Here is a 19,118-nt window from a genome sequence, read left to right as displayed (position 1 = left end):
TAATTTCTGCGTCATTCATCTCTCGGCGACAGTCTTCACTATGCCTAATCGCCTTTAACAGGTCATCGATGATAGCATAGACAGTAATTATTTCGTTTAACATATTCCCCTCCGTTTTTCATCTCTGGAGGGAATTTTATTGCACAAAGCGATCGCCTGAATCAATAACTAGCAACTTGGGTTAGTAGCCAGGAATGCTCTAGCTGTGGTGAAAATGTAAAGAAAACTCTATCTAACTCGAACGCACGTTTGTAGGTGTGGTTGTCTAATGGATAGGAATGAAAACGCAGCTAGAAACATCCTTAGTCGAGGATTGAGTACCGTAGGGCATACGGGAACTTTTGCGCTAGACGTAAGCAACGCTTGGGGAGATGAAACCGCTACTCCTTCTGGGGCAACCCTGATTGAGCAAGTTATGTCTTAGATTCAAGAATCCCCGTCTCAATAGAAAAGGGGAGTGTCAAATAACCGAATTAAACATAACTCTTGTGGGGTGGCATCTTGCATTGGTGTCAACTTAACGTGAAAGCCAGTCTAGAAGCAGTTTTTAGAGATTATCTCGTCAAGCGTCTCTGACTCTTAATGCCTAATGGGGGGCTGCCGCCTCAAGACTGGCGGCAGAGCCGCAATGAAAAAGCATTTCCAGCCAGAGGCTGGAAACGAGGTTTTAAAAGCGTTTGCGCTTAACTTGACACCAATGGTGAGGACACCCATCCCACAATAAAATTTGGGACGTTTTTTTATTTGTCAGTCCCTTAGTAGAGTGAGCATTCTAATGTAAACGCTACTAATTAAGCTGTATTATCAGTCAATTACAAAGCACTGAAATTTAATTAGTACCCGGTTGCGTTGGAATAATCGGCTGCGTTGGAATAATCGGCTGCGTTGGAACTGGGTTAGTCTCGATACTTGGACTTGATCCTGTAGGAATTATAGTCTGCGGTGTAGACGAAGATGAAGCACCGATAACGCTATCACTAGCATCGATACAAGTTTCCAGTATCTGGGTAGGGGGAAGGTCGATTTTACCACTATGCAAGCCAACCACACACTGACCAAAGCGCACGGGCAACAAACTGCGACCACAGTAATCTAAAGCTGCTGGATTAACTGCTTCCTGAGTACTAGAACTGACGCCAACTACACAGGTAGCTAACTCCTCAGGACGCCGGGCTTTGTTACAAGAAGAAAGCGCATCTGTCGCGGTAATTTGGGTCTGCTTTTCAATTTTAACCACGCAAGCAGCCAAATCTCTTGGACGCAGTGCCTTTGCACAACCAAGTGATGCCGCTTCTGGCGTTACACCCACGCTCAAAAGGCGACCCGCACAAACACTATAATCATTGCTGTAAGAGACAGCAACAGCCACATTAGGCCAGATCGTTGTCAACCATCCTGCTATAGCCAAAACTGGTACTATTAGAATCCTGGAGGTGGAACTGCCTTGTTCGTTCTTACCTTTGCTAACCACTTTTTTACTCATTGATATTGCCATTCTCCAAACACCCAAGGCTATGCTAACTCAAATATTATAATAAAAATCCTGAAAACCCCTGAGAAACAGCAATGTAGTTGCATATTTCGTATTTCGTACTTGAGGTGCTTGGGTTAAAAGCTAGCTGCACTATGCAAGGGTGCTTTGATGTTAATATAGTTTCGACAGGTAGGGTAATCAACCTGTATAAAAACCCGATGTTGCCTAACGGCTCTAGGCTGTACCTTCTCCCAAAGGGAGAGGCTTCGCCAAGACAATTGAAAATATGGGGTTCTATTCCATAGTTCTAGCTCCTTTCCAGGAATAGGTAAAATTTTCATGGAGACTAGACGACCAGCCTTTTAGATAAAACAAATTTTGGAGTCATCCAACTACGGTAGGGCATACCGAAAGTTAAGGCTTGAGGAGAGAACCACCTCTGGCTTAGATACCGCAAGGAGTCTCGGTTAAGTGGACTCGTTAAACCAAGAATCTCCGTGGCTTTAACCCGGAGAGTGTCAATTTAAAAATCCTTTGCAATCAAAGAATTTCGGCGCGAGTAAAGTATATACATAACTAATTATGTCGAAAATTGTGCTAATATAACTGTTTGAATGATAAGTAGGCAACGTAAAAAGTATTTCCGAGTAAGAATACTGCGTAAACCAATCTGATGATTGAGTAGCCTACGAAACTAAATAAACACAAAAAACTTATTGGCAGGAGTACGGCGGGGCACGTCGGAATTCAGGCTTGGAAGCCAGTGCGTCGGCTCTACCGACTTAAAGCAACTAGCGACAGGATGCCTCTACATTGGTATGATACGTCATATCAAGGCAAGCACCTCAAAAAACCAAGAATTCCCTGATTTCTGATCAGGGGAATGTCAAAATGGAATGTTTGGGTAAAATTTAAACAGGATTAGATTAAGGAAACTCATGTCCCGATATAGAGGGCCACGCCTCAGAATTGTCCGTCGCTTGGGCGACTTACCAGGATTGACTCGTAAAAGCGCCAGACGCGCTTACCCACCTGGTCAGCATGGTCAGAACCGCAAGAAGCGCTCTGAGTATGCTATCCGTCTAGAGGAAAAGCAAAAGCTCCGCTTCAACTACGGTTTGACTGAAAAGCAATTGCTGCGCTATGTGCGGAAAGCCAGACGTGTTACTGGTTCAACCGGACAAGTGCTGCTGCAATTGCTAGAAATGCGCTTGGATAATACCGTTTTCCGTTTGGGTATTGCCCCGACTATTCCAGGAGCTCGTCAACTGGTTAATCACAGTCACATCACTGTTAATGGTCGTGTGGTGAATATTGCCAGCTACCAATGCCGTCCTGGTGAAGTAATTGCGGTCAGGGATCGGGTACAATCACGCAAAATGGTGGAAACTAACTTGCAATATCCCGGTTTGGCTAACCTTCCCAGTCATTTGGAGTTTGACAAAACTAAGTTGGTTGGTAAAGTTAACAGCGTTATTGAGCGCGAATGGGTGGCATTACAAGTTAATGAACTACTTGTGGTGGAATACTACTCACGACAAGCGTAATAATCATTTGTCCTTAGTCATTTGTCCTTAGTCATTTGCAAAGGACAAATGACAAATGACCAATGACTAACCACCAATTTGCGACATGGTGCGTGTATATGTACCTAAAATGCCAGAATCGCGTTCTTTAAAGTTAATTTCTGGCTTAATTCCTAATAAATGCCTGACTAGCTCTTGTAATTGAGTGGTGCTGATACCAGAACGCAGAGCAGTTTTTAAATCTATTTGACCAGTTTCATTTAATAAACAGGGACGCAGCCAGCCATCGGCACTCAGGCGCATCCGATTACAACGATCGCAAAAACATTCTGACATCTGACTAATAAATCCCAGTGTCCCCTTCGCACCGGGAATTTGAAAGACATCAGCAGGTCCATAACCACGAACTTGTGATTCTGTCAAGCCCCAGCGATCGCAAATTTGTTGTCGTAACTCGGCCGAAGATACCCAACCGCGATCGCCAAACAAATGCACATTACCAATAGGCATAAATTCAATAAATCGAACGTGCCACTGTTTCTCAATTGTCAGGGCGGCTAAATCGAGAACTTCGTGGTCATTTACGCCAGGAATCACCACTACATTCAGCTTCAGTGGGTCGAATCCGACGTGATGAGCAGCTTGAATCCCTTGCCAAACTTGTTGCCAACGAGAACGACCTTGATTACCAATAATTTGGTCAAAAATGTCGGCATCAAGAGAGTCCAGACTAATATTAATTCGTCGCAGACCAGCATTGTAGAGGTTTTGTGCCATCGGAGCCAGCAAAAAACCGTTGGTGGTCATTGAGAGGTCTTGAGTTTGGGGTAGAGATGCGATCGCACTTACCAAATCCACCACACGGGGACGTAATAAGGGTTCACCCCCAGTTAAACGAAACCGATTAAAGCCGACTGGAATAAATACCTCTTGAATTAAGGTAAGCAGCTCCTCATCAGTCAACATTTGTTGCTTGAGGATATAGTCCAGTTCTACTCCTTCTGGCATACAGTATTGACAACGAAAATTGCAGCGATCGATTAAGCTAATACGGAGGTAGTCTACCTGGTTCATCGTTTTATTTCTATTGTCTCTGATCAATTAAAGACTTCGCTAGGTGGTTTACCCCTTCCTACCATTTTGCTGTAATTCAAGATACCGCACCACCTCTTAGGTTAGAATCTACAGATTGTGGCATAATAAGCCGATCGCATCCACTAGTTAGTCATCAATCGTGCAAGATACCGACTCCATCAACGACCTTGCTGCTGCTTTGCAACAGCCAGCAGATATCAGCTTTGAACTGCCCGATCCAGAAGATGAACAGATTTTAGAGTCAGATTTTCAACAGCAGCTAGAAATAGCTTGGCAGGTATGCGATCGCTTTGATTTGCAAACTGAAATCTGGCGGGGGCGAATTTTACGGGCTATCCGCGACAGAGAGAAAGTGGGTGGTGACGGACGCGGTACTGGCTTTCTGCGATGGCTAAAAGAGCGGGAAATCAGTAAGAGTCAAGCATACTCCTGGATTCAACTGGCGAATAGTGCCGATACTCTCATCGAAGACGGGAAACTTGACCCCGAATCTGTGAACAACTTCAGCAAACGGGCTTTTATCGAAACCTCCAAAGCATCCCCCCAAGTGCAACAGATGGTGAGTGAAGCCGCACAAAAAGGCGATCGCATCACCAGGCGCGAAGTGCGTCAACTCAGCGATGAATGGACAGCCATGTCCTCAGATTTATTACCCGAAGCAGTCAAGGAAAAAGCCGCAGATAACACCCTTCCCCCACGCTACATCGCCCCACTGGTGAAGGAAATGGAAAAACTACCAGAATCGCACCAAAAATTTATCCAAAAGGAAATTGCTGCTAATCCTGATGTAGATACCCTGAAACAGGTAACTACCGAAGCGCGTAACTTGGCGAAATATCTCAAAGGGGCGGCTCAAGTTCAGGCGCTGACAAAGGAAGATGTTGATATTGAAACAGCCTTAGAAGAAGCGCAAAGAGTCGGCTGTTTGAGCATTGCTGCTGATTTAGTAAATCAAGCATCACAAATTGAACAAACGATCGCTAAACTTTACATGACTTGGAAACGGATCAGTAATTTAGCAGATCGATTATATGTAGATACTGGCGCAAGTACACCCAACTTGCGATCGCTCCTCACTTGCTTGGAACCTCTGGGTGGTGAAATTATGGAATTGCAACTTAGTGGTGCGACTGAACACACTATTCGTTTGCAAATTCAGGAGACGAGTTAGGGAGTTTGGAGTAACGCTCTCAAAGTGAGTCTAGATGATTATCTCAGCGACATCAGTGAAAAGGACGGTTATTTAGCATCGCAAGATGTAGCGACGAGTGAGGAGTTATGGGGCGATGCAGTGGGTACTTGAGCAACCAGAACTACGTTACCATTGGCATCCATTACCCATCCTTGGGCTTCCACAATTTGAGTAGGTTCATTGACAGAATTAACTTCGTGTGAGTTTTCTTCTGTATTTCTCTGCTTATGAACAACCACTCTTTTGTGAATACCGCTAGCACGATTCTTACTCTCTGGCTCCAGTGTAATCCAATCTGCCAGCACCGCATCATCAGCGATCAATGGCTCCGTGGGATCGGGTGCTAGTCCTCCACGCCCAGTAGCAATAAATGAACTCCTGGCTATTTTTCCACCAGAATTACAACCAGCAACAATTTGCTGCGAAGCATCAACAATATTTACGGGTAATTGCACTAATCCTTTACTGGGGTCAACATCTGGTGAGTTGATTTGGACAGTGCCACTTAATGAAGGGTTTTGCTGAGAAAATGCGGTGATGTCACTTGTTGGCAGGTTATTCGGGTTGATTTCCTTTAAATCAAGCCTCTCTACCTCTGCACGAGTGCGGGGCGCAAATCCAAAGATGTTCTTAGCAGTGATTGCGATTTTACCACCAGAGCCAGAGAAGGCGTTGGCGGTGATATCGCTATTTTCTAAGGGAGCGGCGACGAGGAAGCCATTAGGTGCTTTGATGGTGATATTACCGCCATCTCCACTAAGCCCTGTCGTACCTGCGTTAGTGGTTATTTTACTTTCGCGGCGCATCAATAATAAGTCCCGCACCTGTAGCGTAATATCCCCCCCTCCACCGGATTCACTATTAGATGTGAGTGTTCCTTTGTCCAGAAGTAGGGAGCGAGTGGTTATATTTAAATCGCCTGCTTTCCCTAAGTCATTTGGATTTCCGTCATAGATATAGATCACATTTTTTCGAGCTTGGCTGCTCACAGATATTGTAGCCCCATTCTTGATCATCAATCGCCCTGTGGTTAGTGTCAAATTGCCGCCATCTCCAGGCCCTTCAGTTCCAGAAAACAAGCCACTCATCATAGAACCATTTGGTGAGGTTCCAATTAGTTCTACGGACTCAGAGGCGTTCACCGTCAAATTCCCGGCTTTTCCTGTAGCTGGTATAACTTCGTTAGAAAAATAACCATATATGCTCTCAGAGGTTGTTGATATTCTTGCCCCTCCTTGGATACGCAACTTTCCAGTGTTAATTGTGATGTTACCAGCGTTTTTATCGCCATAAGTTGCACTAAATAATCCACTGGATATTAAATCGCTACCATCTAAGGAGACAGGAATGGAGGTACCGCCGATTAGTTCTACAGAATCTGAGGCGTTTATGGTCAATTGCCCCTGCAATTGTCCTCCATCTCTGACCACCAACTTTTTAGTAGTGATATTTATGTTTCCAGAGTTTCCGGTGGAGAAACTCTGAGTAAACAGTTGTGCATCTTGCTCAACTACTACAGAGTCTGAGGCGTTCAGTGTCACATTCCCCCCTGACTGATCTTGCAAGGGATAAACTAGAATTAGGAAGCTGCCAGCTATCCGCACATTCCTACCTTGCATCTGGATATTGCCGCCACTGTCTCCATGAGTATCTATGGTGGATGAAATTTGGTTCGATTTGATTAATTCGATGTTCTGGAAATTTGGAATACCTTCATATCCAAATGCCCAACCTTGGTTCGTTGGACTCAAACTGACCAGACTATTATCAGCGACACTTCCTAACTCAACGCTTCCGTCCTTTGCTGTGATATTTCCCCCATTTAGCGTGATATCACCGCCGATGAGTGCCAAAGTTTTGCCTTGGTGCACCTGTAAACCAACGCCTTGTCCAAAGATATTAACTGCGCCATCTGGTTCTGCTTGGGATTGATTGCGGATGGGAGCCGCAGTTGCTCCGAATTGTAAACCAATGGGAACACTTACTGTCAGGAGGGGTGTAGTTTGAGGAGATGTAGCACTAAATTTTGTCCCATCAGCAAAGTTCAAGCTACTCGCCGTACTCGCCACAAATGAACCGCCGATATTTAAAGAAGCATTGGGCCCAAAAACAATGCCGTTAGGATTAATCAGAAACAGGTTGGCTGTGCTGTTAGCTTTCAGAATGCCATCTATATTAGAAATAGAATTGCCTGTCACCCGACTGATGATGTTTTGAATATCTCTTGCATTGTTAAAGTAGGCTGTCCTTCCCGCAGAGACAGAAAACTGTTCAAAGCTGTGGAACAAGTTTGTACCACGAACTGCCCCACCATCAATCTGATCTATAGGCTGACCATTGATTAGCTTTGGTGTAATGATTGAACTTTCAGATCCAAGTGTGTCATCTTTTTGTATTTGGGCTAAGGCAAAACTCTCATAGAAAGTTAGCACTCCAGCAATCGCTAAGGTACTCACTATCCCTAACTCCCAGCACCAACTACTTCGGTATCGAGACATCACTAACTTGCACCCAAAAAATAAGAGTATATTTAAATACTGCTCCTTGCTAATTAGGTATAGTGATACTTGAGATTATCTCTGTAGCCTAACTAGTAAATGCAAAGTTCAGCATTTTTATACTCACTAGAATAAACTCTTTAGAGGTCATTTATAAAGTAAAAATAAAATTACTCTTGGGGAGCCAGTGCGTTGCTCTGCTCAAGAGAGTTGTAGCAACTGGTAAACCAGCGCACCCAAGTTGGTTTCCTTAGATTTACTTTATAAATGGTTTCTTACAGTCCGAAGACTAAATTATTTAGCAGTTACAGCCAAGAGGGTTGTGATTTGAAGGGCAAGGGACACACCATGAATTTTGCATTAGCACAATTCTCTCTTGTGTGTCTTTTGGGGTTGCGGGCAATAATTCATTCGGTTGCTGTTCATTAACTGCATCACCAGATTTGATTTTATTTAGGTCAAGATTACACTGCCACTGAACTATCAAAGCTCGATCTTCTAATACTCCGTACTTCTCAAGCACTGTGTATAAGTGAGCGTTATTAACGCTTTCAAGCAGTTTCTGTTGAATCTCGTCTTGTAACTGTTGTAATGTTTGAGGGTTCATGACTGTTTCCATTTCCTACAGAATGTGTACAATTATGGATTCAGCTTGGCTAGGAAGAATTTCGCATAATTTCACAAAATTCAATGCTGAGATTGAAATCTCAGGCTGGCTTCCACTCACCGCCAGCTTCCCGGCTAATTCTTAATCCCTGTGGTGGCAATACCCTGAATAAACTGACGCTGACCGATGAGAAATAATACCATAACTGGAACTGTCGCGATCGTCACCGCCGCCATCATCAAGGGCCAATTATTCGTAAATTGCTCTTGAAACTCTGCCAACGCCAGCTGCACCGTCCTTAATTCTGGTCGTGTCGTAAACACCAGAGGCTTAAACAAATCATTCCATTCGCCGATGAAGGTGAACAAAAACAGCGTCACCAACGCCGGACGGGCTAAAGGTAACATCACCCGCCACAAAATTTGCAGTCGGTTCGCCCCATCAATGGCGGCGGCTTCCTCTAACTCTACGGGAATTGTCTGGAAATACTGACGTAACAAGAAAATGCCGAAGCCGTTGACAGCAGTGGGTAAAATCAGCGCCCCATAGGTATTTATCAGGTGTCCCCACTTCAACACCAAAAAGATGGGAATCACCAATAACTGAAAGGGAATCACCAAAGTTGCTAAAACGACTAATAGCAGTGCTTGGCGTCCCCGAAACTTCAGCCGTGCGAGGGCGTAACCCGCTAAAGCGGAAGTGACAATCTGAAACGCCGTCACAGCGATCGCTACCAAGGTAGAATTAGCAAACGCCAGCAAAAATTTTCCCTGTTGCCATGCAACGCGGTAATTAGCTAAAGACCAGTTATTTTTGGACAAATTTTCTGGGCTGGCGGCGGTTGGTGCAAAGGAGGTGAGAAAGACCACAAACAGTGGTAGTAGAACCATCAATGCCCCTAGCAGTAACACTACGAGGCTCAAAAAATCGCCAGATTTCAGATTCGGGTTCGGTTTGGACATAACTTAAGCTGCAAAGCATTTGTTTCGCTAGTACTAGAGCATCGCCCTCAGCAACAGTTAATCTATAAACATAGTTACTTGTTAAGTTAAATTAAAGCACAGTGATTATTACCCTGAGTTCATAGGGTAAATTGATTCCTGGTGTCAAATAATTAAGGTTTACAGGAGTAAACATACCATGCAGCAGCTAGCAGACCAATTTAAAGAATTAGATTTCCAGAGCGAAACATACAAAGATGCTTATAGCCGGATTAATGCGATCGTAATTGAAGGGGAACAAGAAGCCCATGAGAATTACATCACACTAGCCCAACTGCTGCCAGAATCTCATGATGACTTGATTCGCCTATCCAAGATGGAAAGTCGCCATAAGAAAGGATTTGAAGCTTGTGGACGCAATTTGCAAGTAACCCCAGATTTGCAATTTGCCAAGGAGTTTTTCTCTGGACTACACCAAAATTTTCAAACAGCGGCCGCAGAGGGCAAGGTCGTTACTTGCTTGTTGATTCAGTCTTTAATTATTGAATGTTTTGCGATCGCAGCATATAACATTTACATCCCCGTCGCCGACGATTTTGCCCGTAAAATCACTGAGGGAGTAGTCAAAGAAGAATATAGCCATCTCAACTTTGGAGAAGTTTGGTTGAAAGAACACTTTACAGAATCGAAAGCTGAACTAGAACAAGCAAATCGCCAGAACCTACCCATCGTCTGGAGAATGCTCAACCAAGTAGAGGGTGATGCCCACACAATGGCAATGGAAAAAGATGCTTTAGTAGAAGACTTTATGATTCAATACGGTGAAGCATTAAGTAACATAGGTTTTACGACTCGCGATATTATGCGCTTGTCAGCCTACGGACTCATAGGCGCTTAAATACAGTACTGAGTAACGAGTGCTGAGGAGCCAGTGCGTTGGGCGGCTCTGCCGACTTGAAGCAACTGGCGTTGCTGAGTAGTTCAACTTCAGAACTCAGGACTTAGGACTCAGGACTGCTAGACCACTTACATATTCCACGCGCTCAAGACAGCATAAGCTTAAGAATCACTACATGTTTGGTCTAATTGGACATCTGACTAGTTTAGAACACGCTCAAGCGGTAGCTCAAGAATTGGGATACCCAGAATATGCCGATCAAGGGCTAGACTTTTGGTGCAGCGCCCCGCCGCAAATTGTCGATACCATTATTGTCACCAGTGTAACTGGGCAACAAATTGAAGGAAGGTATGTAGAATCTTGCTTTTTGCCGGAGATGCTAGCTAGTCGCCGCATTAAAGCCGCAACGCGGAAAATCCTCAACGCCATGGCCCATGCACAGAAGCACGGTATTAACATCACAGCTTTAGGCGGATTTTCCTCAATTATTTTTGAAAACTTTAAGTTAGAGCAGTTTAGCCAAGTCCGCAACATCAAACTAGAGTTTGAACGCTTCACCACAGGAAACACTCATACTGCCTACATTATTTGTAAGCAGGTAGAAGAAGCGTCGAAACAACTGGGAATTGATCTATCAAAAGCAACTGTTGCTATATGTGGGGCAACTGGGGATATTGGTAGTGCAGTTACACGCTGGCTAGATGCAAGAACAGATGTCAAAGAACTTCTGCTTATAGCTCGTGACCAAGAACGTCTCAAAGAGTTGCAAGGCGAACTGGGGCGGGGAAAAATCATGGGTTTGACAGAAGCACTGCCCCTAGCTGATGTTGTAGTTTGGGTTGCCAGTATGCCCAAAGGTGTGGAAATTGACGCTACCACTTTGAAACAACCCTGTTTGTTGATTGATGGTGGCTATCCTAAAAACTTAGCAAGGAAAGTTCAGCATCCTGGTGTATACGTGTTAAATGGTGGAATTGTAGAACATTCCCTGGATATTGACTGGAAAATTATGAAAATCGTCAATATGGACGTGCCAGCCCGCCAGTTGTTTGCTTGTTTTGCCGAATCAATGCTGCTGGAATTTGAGAAGTTATACACGAACTTTTCGTGGGGACGGAATCAGATTACCGTAGACAAAATGGAGCAGATTGGTCGGGTATCAGTAAAACATGGATTTAGACCACTGCTGGTTTAACAAAGAGTTAGGAATTAGGAGTAGAGACGCGATTAATCGCGTCTGTTAAAAGTTAAGAGTTAATAACTTTCATAAGTCCACATCTTCTAATTCCTAACTCCTCACTCCTAACTCATCACTCCCCACTCTGAAAAACCTATAACTCGTAACTTATAACCCCTACGATGGCAACTACCGAGCGTAAACCGCTACTGTTAGATTTTGAAAAACCCCTAGCAGAACTCGCAACCCGAATTGATCAAATTCGGCAACTTGCAGAAGAAAATGGCGTCGATGTTTCTGGTCAAATTCGTCAACTAGAAGCGCGCGCCATGCAACTACGTGAGGAAATTTTCACTAGTCTATCCCCGTCCCAGCGATTGCAAGTTGCTCGTCATCCGCGTCGCCCCAGTACTCTCGATTACATTCAGGCTATTAGTGATGAATGGATGGAATTGCATGGCGATCGCACTGGTGGTGACGATCCGGCTTTAGTTGGTGGTGTTGGTCGTCTGAGTGGGCAACCTGTGGTGATGTTGGGTCATCAAAAAGGTCGTGATACTAAAGACAATATTGCCCGTAACTTTGGAATGCCTTACCCTGGCGGCTACCGCAAAGCGATGCGGTTGATGGAACACGCTAACAAGTTTAGTATGCCAATACTAACTTTTATCGACACGCCCGGAGCTTGGTCTGGGGTCGAAGCAGAACACCAAGGTCAAGGAGAAGCGATCGCCTACAACTTGCGAGAAATGTTCTGCTTAGATGTGCCAATTATTTGCACAGTCATTGGTGAAGGTGGTTCCGGCGGCGCACTCGGTATTGGCGTAGGCGATCGCCTACTCATGTTTGAACACTCCGTTTATACCGTCGCCACTCCTGAAGCCTGTGCCGCCATTTTGTGGAAAGATGCTGGTAAGGCTCCCCAAGCCGCCGTGGCTCTGAAAATTATTTCCCACGATCTGAAAAAGTTGGGAATTATCGACCAAATACTGCCAGAACCCACTGGTGGCGCTCATTCTGACCCATTAAAAGCCGCCACCACTCTCAAGCAAGTGCTGCTAGAAAATTTGGACGAACTCAATCGTTTAACCGCTCCAGAACGCCGCCAACTGCGCTATGAAAAATTCCGCAAAATTGGTGTTTTTACAGAAGTTGCTCACTAACAGAACTTCATAATGATTGATTAGCAAAGCAGCAATGCTATAATTGCCTATGTGCTTAAAGATTTTTAACAATCTAGCCATAGGCATTTGCATGTTTGGTAAATCTACTCAATTTGATTGAGTGGGTTTTGTATTTTTTATGGCAGGCTATTGTCGTAAGCTAAACACCAAACTGTGTTGTAAGAGTAAAAATCATACTGCCTGTGGTAGACGGGCGGCTACCGTGGAACGGCACTTGCTTTAATGGGGGGAACCCCCGCAACGCAGTGGCTCCGGTGAGTAAGACCATAATCGGGTTTAGTCCCGAATACCTTTGTGGTATAGCTAACGTGGTATCGGCGGTTGAGACGGGAAACTCTAAAGACGAATAAGACCGTCGTCCCTGAGTTCAATGATGTTGAGTAGCTCTCCAACCTCAGCGAAGCAGATTAGAGAACTTCACGTAATCTAATTTGAGTGTACGGCGTGGTTTTCCAGGCGATGATTTGTTGTCTTCACTGGACAAAACCCACAATATGCCGACTTTACAATATGCCGACTATTGCACTGAATCATAGCAGTTGCTTAATGTAAATCATCAAATTTTTAGATTCCTTTAATCTATCCAAACCAAGAAGTGTGAATAATTGGATGGTAATAGGCTTTGGGAATTGCCAAAAAATTGGGAGACACTATGAGTGTTGAGCAAAAACGACGCGCCCTGATTACTGGGGCAAGTAGTGGAATTGGGAAAGCAACGGCTTTAGCCTTTGCGAAAGCGGGAATAGATGTCGCCTTAGTCAGCCGTTCTGGGGATAAGTTGGAGGTGGTAAGAGAAGCAGTCGAGCATACTGGGGTGGAAGCGAAAGCTTACGCTGTAGATTTAGCGCGCCTGTCACAAGTAAAAGAAAATATCCAAGCGATCGCCCTTGACTTTGGTGATATAGACATTCTGGTAAACAATGCTGGCATAGCCTATACAGCTACTTTGAGCGAAACTTCCCTAGAGGACTGGCAGCAGGTAATTGACTTGAATCTTACCAGCGTGTTTCAGTGCATTGTGGGGATTTTACCTTCAATGCGCGATCGGGGCACAGGCATAATTATCAACGTCGCCTCAATTGCCGCCAAGCAACCTTTTCCCAGTTGGGGAGCATACAGTGTCAGCAAAGCTGGTTTGATTGCCCTCTCTCAAACCCTGGCACAAGAAGAACGCACCCACGGCATTCGTGTCACAGCTATCTGTGCGGGCGCAGTCAATACCGGACTTTGGGACACAGAAACAGTCCATGCCAACTTAGACCGTTCCAAAATGTTAACCCCGGAAATTGTGGCTCAGTCAATTCTCTACACAGTTCTGTTACCACAACAGGCAGTTATTGATGAATTGACCCTAATGCCCAGTGCTGGCGCACTCTAATTGCGAAGTTAGGAGTTAAGAATTAAGAGTTAGGAGTTAGAATTTTTAACTCATAAGTCATAACTCATAACTAAATTCAAACCATAATCAAGACTGAATCATGACTATCGCTAGTTCAAACGGTTCCAATAGCTCTCAATCGCCTCTGATTCCCGACTTGGCAGAAGCCATAACTCCTAGACCCGATCGCAATACTCATAACGGGCGACAAGCGGATGTGTTCCCGCCAACAGAGGAACAGATGGAGGAAATGAAGGACGCCGTGCGGACACTAATATTGGGAGTTGGCGAAGACCCCGAACGCGAAGGACTCCTCAAAACACCCAAGCGAGTGGCCGAGGCAATGCGGTTTCTTACCAGTGGCTACAACCAATCTCTTGAAGAACTCGTTAACGATGCCATCTTTGATGAAGGGCATAGCGAAATGGTACTAGTTAGGGATATTAATTTCTTTAGTCTGTGCGAACATCATATGCTGCCATTTATGGGTAGAGCGCACGTTGCTTATATCCCCAACCAAAAAGTTGTGGGACTGAGTAAGCTAGCCCGCATTGTTGAGATGTATTCCCGTCGTTTACAAGTGCAGGAGAGGTTAACCCGTCAAATTGCCGAAGCAGTTCAGACCATTCTGGAACCTCAAGGTGTCGCAGTAGTGATGGAAGCTAGCCATATGTGCATGGTAATGCGAGGCGTCCAGAAACCAGGTTCTTGGACTGTCACTAGCGCAATGGTTGGTGTGTTCCAAGAGGATCATAAAACCCGCGAAGAATTTTTTAATTTGATTCGCCACCAATCAGCATTTTTTTAAGGAATGGGCGGTGGGGAATGGGGAAGGTGGGGGACCCTCTGGGGATAAGGGATAATGGGGAGTAGGGGAATAAGGAGGATGAGGGGGAATAATAATTATTTGTTTGCTCGCTACTCCCTCATCTCCCCCTACTCCCTACTGCTTAATTTCTCAAACAACTTGGCTACCTTATCTAAATCCTTATCTCCAGGTGAACGTTCCACACCACTAGATAAATCAATGCCGCTAGGACTAACCTGACTTAAAGCTTCCACAATATTATCTGCTGTTAATCCTCCAGCTAAAAACCAAGGGTAAGTGGGGTTAAATTGCTCTAGCATTCTCCAATCTAAGGTTTTGCCTGTACCACCAAGTTGTTGGGGATGGTAGGCATCAAGTAGTAAAGTATCTATGTATTTAATGTAATCAATCGCTGTCTCAAGATGCTCAAGACTACGAATTCTCAGTGCTTTAATAATTTCGGCATTAGGTAAAGCTTCACGTAACTGGTAGCAAAAATTTGGTAATTCATCTCCGTGTAACTGGACACCAGTCAACCCAGAATCCCCTACTATCTGACTGATTTCGGGGATACTAGCGTTGGCAAAAACACCAATTGTGTCAATATTTGCCGGGAGTTGTGCCACTGCTGCCCGAATTTGGGATGTAGTTACGTAGCGAGGTGAGGTTGGCACACAAATAAATCCTAGTGCCGTTGCACCCAGAGAGGCGATCGCCATAGACTGCTGTGGTTGAGTGATGCCGCAAATTTTAACGCGCATGAAAATCTGACAAATTTAAAATAATCATCACAAAAGTCTAAACTATCTAAAAAACTTTTGCGGCCTTGTAATTTTATAATCTTGTAGGTCTAGATTAACTTTTCCATTTAGGAGACAAAAGCTTGATTTCCTCTATTTTACTAGCAGTCGCTGCATCTGTTCCTGCAACACCTGCGTGGAATCCCACAGTGGCGATCATTATCAGCGTCAGCAGCTTAGTAGTGGTTTTGCTAAGTACTAAGATTGAAAAACCCTTAGTTGGCCCCAAGTTCCCTATCCTGCCGATTAGTATTCCAACATTCGTTGCTGCGATGGCTTTTGGTCATATTATTGGTGTTGGCATCGTTTTAGGACTGACTAACATTGGTCGTCTGTAGTTTTGCGATGACAGTGGCGTTGGTTGTAACGCCACGATCAATACAAAACTCCTAAAAACGATTTTGGGCAGGGGGGGTAGGGAAGAAATAACTTATGCCCCATGCCCAATGCTCCACTCCAGAGTTTTGCTCACAGGCATTAATTGTCTATTCTAGAAATAAGAGCAATTGATGCTCAGAAATATATGTATAAGTATATTCGCAATTATTACAGTATAAAAACTACTGGCGATATCTAGTTTTAGGACAATATAATGCAAACAAATTGGAAAATTGGGTCTTTATTTGGAATTCCCCTGTTTTTAGACCCGTTATGGTTTGTGATTTTAGGGTTGGCAACTCTCAACTTTGGGGTAGCTTATCAAGAATGGGGAACTGTTATAGCTTGGAGTGCTGGAATAGTTATGGCACTGCTGCTATTTGGTTCGGTGTTGTTACACGAGTTGGGTCATAGCTTGGTAGCCCGATCGCAAGGCATTAAAGTTAATTCAATTACCCTATTTCTATTTGGCGGGATTGCTGCTATTGAAGAAGAATCTAAAACTCCTTTCAAAGCCTTTCAAGTAGCGATCGCTGGGCCTGTGGTGAGTATCGCACTATTTTTGCTGCTCCGGCTGGCAGCTACTGTGATACCTAATACGAGTCCACTCAGTATCATGGTTGGAGATTTGGCGAGAATTAACTTGGTGGTGGCTCTATTTAACATGATTCCCGGCTTACCTCTAGATGGAGGGCAAGTGTTAAAAGCAGCACTATGGCAAATAACAGGTAATCGCTTTAAAGCTGTACACTGGGCTGCAAAGGCTGGGCAAATATTGGGTTATGGTGCGATCGCCTTAGGATTTGTTGTAGATTTTGTGACTAGAGAGTTAGTAGTTGGTTTGTGGATGGCGCTGTTAGGTTGGTTTGCTGTCCGCAACGCCAACAGCTATGACAGCATGACTACATTGCAAGAAAGTCTACTCAAAGTAGTGGCGGCTGATGCAATGACCCGTGAGTTTCGGGTAATTGATGCTGACCAGACATTGCGCTCCTTTGCCGATTTATACCTGTTGGAAGCGGCTCCTTCACAGGTTTATTTTGCTGCTTCTGATGGACGTTATCGGGGTCTAGTTTCCATTGACGATTTTCGTTTAACCGAAAGGAGTGAATGGGAAACCCAAACTTTACACAGGATTATACATCCCCTGACAGAAATACCCACTGTTACGGAATCAACATCGATAGCTGAGGTAATTAACAAGCTGGAAAATGAGCAGTTACCCCGAATTACCGTACTTTCTCCGGCTGGCGCTGTAGCTGGTGTAATTGATCGGGGAGATATTGTGCGATCGTTAGCACAAAAGTTAAATTTGCGAATAACGGATGCAGAAATTAAGCGGATCAAAGAAGAAGGTAGCTATCCGCCTGGGTTGCAACTGGGAGGAATAGCGAAGTCAATTACAAATTAAACGTCATACACTCGTCATAGTTTTGCAATAGACACGTCAAAAGCTTGTGTAATATTGAATTTGGTATTTGGTTACAAAATGCTTTTTTTGGGTAAAAGGTAGGACTTCCTACCTTTTTTATTTTTTAAACCTCTGTTCTGAATGACGTATATTAGCAAGCTATCACGCTTACTTCCATAGCAGGGCTATTTCATTCTCATCTAACCCGCCTCAGAATGAATTCTGAGTCTAATAGGGAAAGTCGTCTTTAGACGACTGTTAACAATTCAAAATTCAAAACAATTTCAGATGAAGAGGAGTGCAGTCTTGGGGTCTCCCCAAGAGGAGCAACTCCGGGGGATTTAAACCCCGACTGAAACTGTGGCTACCTATAGATGTAGGGGTCTTAAACCCTTTAATTTACGATAAAAAGTTATAGTCCATTTTAACGCAATACGCTTCAGTTAAGGATAATTGTAGGTTGGGTTGAACATTCGTATTACCCAATAAAGCACGGCAAATGTTGGGTTTCGTTGATTAATTATATTCAGCGATCGCCCTGGTTTTTTAGTTTATTCAAAAAGAGTGATAGCGCAATCACTAACAAGTCAGTTCGCACTTGCTTATAGAGTTATTTAAAACGTGCGATCGCACTACTGTATCTAATCAAAAACGTGCGTAGTTTACCGCCGTAGGCATCGCCCAAAATTATCGTGTCATTAAAAGTGCGATCATTTCCCCTAGAACCTCAACTTCTTGAAGAAGTTGGGGTTCTGAATGACGTGTAGTGAAAATGCGAGCGTACAAAATTATTGTGTTACTGATTAAACGCATCTAATCTTGCAGATTTCTCAATTAGATGCCAATCCTCAGGAGGCTTCCGTTCGCGAAGAACATAAGCACAGTGTTCACCAGCTTGCTTGTAATAATATGGACTGTTAATTTTTCCTCCTGCATCATTTAAGGCAGCTTTTCGGATTAAACGCCACCAGTCTGGACGATTTGTATTATTCAGCAGCCACTCACAGTGTCCAGCAAGTCTTTTTTCGTAATAATCTTGGTTGGGAATTGGCAGGGTCGAAATTGCATTGAATCTGATCTGCTCCCATAGAGGTTTCTCGCTTCTCAGATTCCACTCACAATGTTCGGTCTCTCGTTTGTAAAAAGTGTCACTATTGGTGTTTCCTGCATCAGTTTATCGATAGTATTTTTACCCACCAAAAAAATCCACGAGTATCACCGTAGAAAACTCTGCGAACTCCCCTTTAGTTTGTGAGTTTTAGAACGTGTCTATTGCACCTAGAATTTAGATGCGCTCGCCCTTACTGACATACTCCTGTATAAGTCCGCCCAGCATCTGATTCGGCTAGTCCACAAGAGTAGTCAGTTCAAGGTGCTATCTGCATATTTTTTGCGTTTACGTATTTTTTGAAAAGATAAAGCTTATAGTGCGAATATCATAGTTAATTTAGTATTGCTAAATCGGTAAATGACAGTTGAAAATGCGATCGCACTAGTCGAACAATTATTGCCAGAGGGACGCTTAACAAAAGTTTAAGAGATTGTCTTCCGTGAATCTTGGGTAGGACAGACTTACTTAGAGATACTGGTCCCATCAAAGACGTTGGCTTCAAACTATGGCGATCGCTCTCTCAAGTTTTAGGAGAAAAAATTACCGGAATTAATGGGTCTTTTGCCCCGCCTTTATAAGGCGGCTTTTGATTAATTATAGTATAATCTTATCACATACTACTAATGATAAGATGTTAGTC

Annotated in this window: 16 protein-coding genes and 2 pseudogenes; 11 read left to right on the top strand and 7 right to left on the bottom strand. The window is 44.0% G+C overall.

Annotated features, from left to right (window positions below; all coding sequences use genetic code 11):
- Window positions 1–103 (bottom strand): annotated as a pseudogene (locus V7K36_RS34020) (IS982 family transposase); the annotation flags it as partial.
- An 80-nt stretch (window positions 104–183) separates the two neighbouring features.
- On the opposite strand from V7K36_RS34020, the pseudogene V7K36_RS06470 reads away from it, so the two are divergent.
- Window positions 184–424: pseudogene (locus tag V7K36_RS06470) on the top strand (zinc ribbon domain-containing protein); the annotation flags it as partial.
- 405 nt (window positions 425–829) lie between these two features.
- On the opposite strand, the gene V7K36_RS06465 reads toward V7K36_RS06470, so the two are convergent.
- Entirely contained in the window at window positions 830–1,483 is a 654-nt protein-coding gene (locus V7K36_RS06465; RefSeq protein ID WP_334946425.1) for a hypothetical protein, read from the bottom strand.
- Between the two features lie 929 nt (window positions 1,484–2,412).
- On the opposite strand from V7K36_RS06465, the gene rpsD reads away from it, so the two are divergent.
- Window positions 2,413–3,021 (top strand): 30S ribosomal protein S4, encoded by a 609-nt coding sequence (gene rpsD, locus V7K36_RS06460; protein WP_334826109.1) that lies wholly within the window; start codon window positions 2,413–2,415, stop codon window positions 3,019–3,021.
- 66 nt (window positions 3,022–3,087) lie between these two features.
- On the opposite strand, the gene moaA is transcribed toward rpsD, so the two are convergent.
- On the bottom strand, window positions 3,088–4,074 hold the full coding sequence (gene moaA, locus V7K36_RS06455) for a GTP 3',8-cyclase MoaA (RefSeq protein WP_335114174.1): 987 nt from the start codon (window positions 4,072–4,074) through the stop codon (window positions 3,088–3,090).
- A gap of 160 nt (window positions 4,075–4,234) precedes the next feature.
- Between moaA and V7K36_RS06450 the strand changes: the two genes are divergently transcribed.
- Window positions 4,235–5,266, top strand: coding sequence for a hypothetical protein (locus tag V7K36_RS06450; protein WP_335114172.1), 1,032 nt, complete (start codon window positions 4,235–4,237; stop codon window positions 5,264–5,266).
- Between the two features lie 68 nt (window positions 5,267–5,334).
- Here the strand turns inward: V7K36_RS06450 and V7K36_RS06445 are convergent, their stop codons facing one another.
- The 3 genes from V7K36_RS06445 to V7K36_RS06435 form a co-directional block, all read right to left on the bottom strand.
- Window positions 5,335–7,785 (bottom strand): S-layer family protein, encoded by a 2,451-nt coding sequence (locus V7K36_RS06445; RefSeq protein WP_335114170.1) that lies wholly within the window; start codon window positions 7,783–7,785, stop codon window positions 5,335–5,337.
- A 298-nt stretch (window positions 7,786–8,083) separates the two neighbouring features.
- The gene (locus V7K36_RS06440) at window positions 8,084–8,392 is read right to left on the bottom strand and encodes a hypothetical protein (protein ID WP_335114169.1); all 309 of its coding nucleotides are present in this window, start codon (window positions 8,390–8,392) and stop codon (window positions 8,084–8,086) included.
- 134 nt (window positions 8,393–8,526) lie between these two features.
- Window positions 8,527–9,354: a carbohydrate ABC transporter permease gene (locus V7K36_RS06435; protein WP_335114167.1), complete on the bottom strand. Its 828-nt coding sequence runs from the start codon at window positions 9,352–9,354 to the stop codon at window positions 8,527–8,529.
- Window positions 9,355–9,532: 178 nt separating this feature from the next.
- On the opposite strand from V7K36_RS06435, the gene V7K36_RS06430 reads away from it, so the two are divergent.
- From V7K36_RS06430 to folE, 5 genes are all read left to right on the top strand, one after another.
- Window positions 9,533–10,231 (top strand): aldehyde oxygenase (deformylating), encoded by a 699-nt coding sequence (locus tag V7K36_RS06430; protein ID WP_334948538.1) that lies wholly within the window; start codon window positions 9,533–9,535, stop codon window positions 10,229–10,231.
- Between the two features lie 175 nt (window positions 10,232–10,406).
- Complete coding sequence (locus tag V7K36_RS06425) at window positions 10,407–11,426, top strand: long-chain acyl-[acyl-carrier-protein] reductase (RefSeq protein ID WP_335114165.1); 1,020 nt, start codon at window positions 10,407–10,409, stop codon at window positions 11,424–11,426.
- 164 nt (window positions 11,427–11,590) lie between these two features.
- A complete protein-coding gene (locus tag V7K36_RS06420; protein ID WP_292837376.1) occupies window positions 11,591–12,571 on the top strand; it encodes an acetyl-CoA carboxylase carboxyltransferase subunit alpha in 981 nt (326 codons plus the stop codon).
- A gap of 673 nt (window positions 12,572–13,244) precedes the next feature.
- A complete protein-coding gene (locus V7K36_RS06415; protein ID WP_335114163.1) occupies window positions 13,245–13,970 on the top strand; it encodes an SDR family oxidoreductase in 726 nt (241 codons plus the stop codon).
- 100 nt (window positions 13,971–14,070) lie between these two features.
- On the top strand, window positions 14,071–14,778 hold the full coding sequence (gene folE, locus V7K36_RS06410) for a GTP cyclohydrolase I FolE (RefSeq protein WP_334827702.1): 708 nt from the start codon (window positions 14,071–14,073) through the stop codon (window positions 14,776–14,778).
- Window positions 14,779–14,906: 128 nt separating this feature from the next.
- Here the strand turns inward: folE and V7K36_RS06405 are convergent, their stop codons facing one another.
- On the bottom strand, window positions 14,907–15,539 hold the full coding sequence (locus V7K36_RS06405) for a phosphoribosylanthranilate isomerase (RefSeq protein ID WP_335114161.1): 633 nt from the start codon (window positions 15,537–15,539) through the stop codon (window positions 14,907–14,909).
- Between the two features lie 122 nt (window positions 15,540–15,661).
- On the opposite strand from V7K36_RS06405, the gene psaK reads away from it, so the two are divergent.
- The 3 genes from psaK to V7K36_RS06390 all read left to right on the top strand — a co-directional run bounded on the left by psaK (window position 15,662) and on the right by V7K36_RS06390 (window position 19,056).
- Window positions 15,662–15,916 (top strand): photosystem I reaction center subunit PsaK, encoded by a 255-nt coding sequence (gene psaK / locus V7K36_RS06400; RefSeq protein WP_334827706.1) that lies wholly within the window; start codon window positions 15,662–15,664, stop codon window positions 15,914–15,916.
- A 254-nt stretch (window positions 15,917–16,170) separates the two neighbouring features.
- The gene (locus tag V7K36_RS06395) at window positions 16,171–17,367 is read left to right on the top strand and encodes a site-2 protease family protein (protein WP_335114159.1); all 1,197 of its coding nucleotides are present in this window, start codon (window positions 16,171–16,173) and stop codon (window positions 17,365–17,367) included.
- Window positions 17,368–18,924: 1,557 nt separating this feature from the next.
- Window positions 18,925–19,056: a hypothetical protein gene (locus V7K36_RS06390; protein WP_335114157.1), complete on the top strand. Its 132-nt coding sequence runs from the start codon at window positions 18,925–18,927 to the stop codon at window positions 19,054–19,056.
- Window positions 19,057–19,118: the final 62 nt, after the last annotated feature.

Origin of the sequence: Nostoc sp. (assembly GCF_036919555.1) — a bacterium.
GTDB lineage: Bacteria > Cyanobacteriota > Cyanobacteriia > Cyanobacteriales > Nostocaceae > Nostoc.
This window is presented reverse-complemented; position numbering and strand designations above follow the sequence as displayed.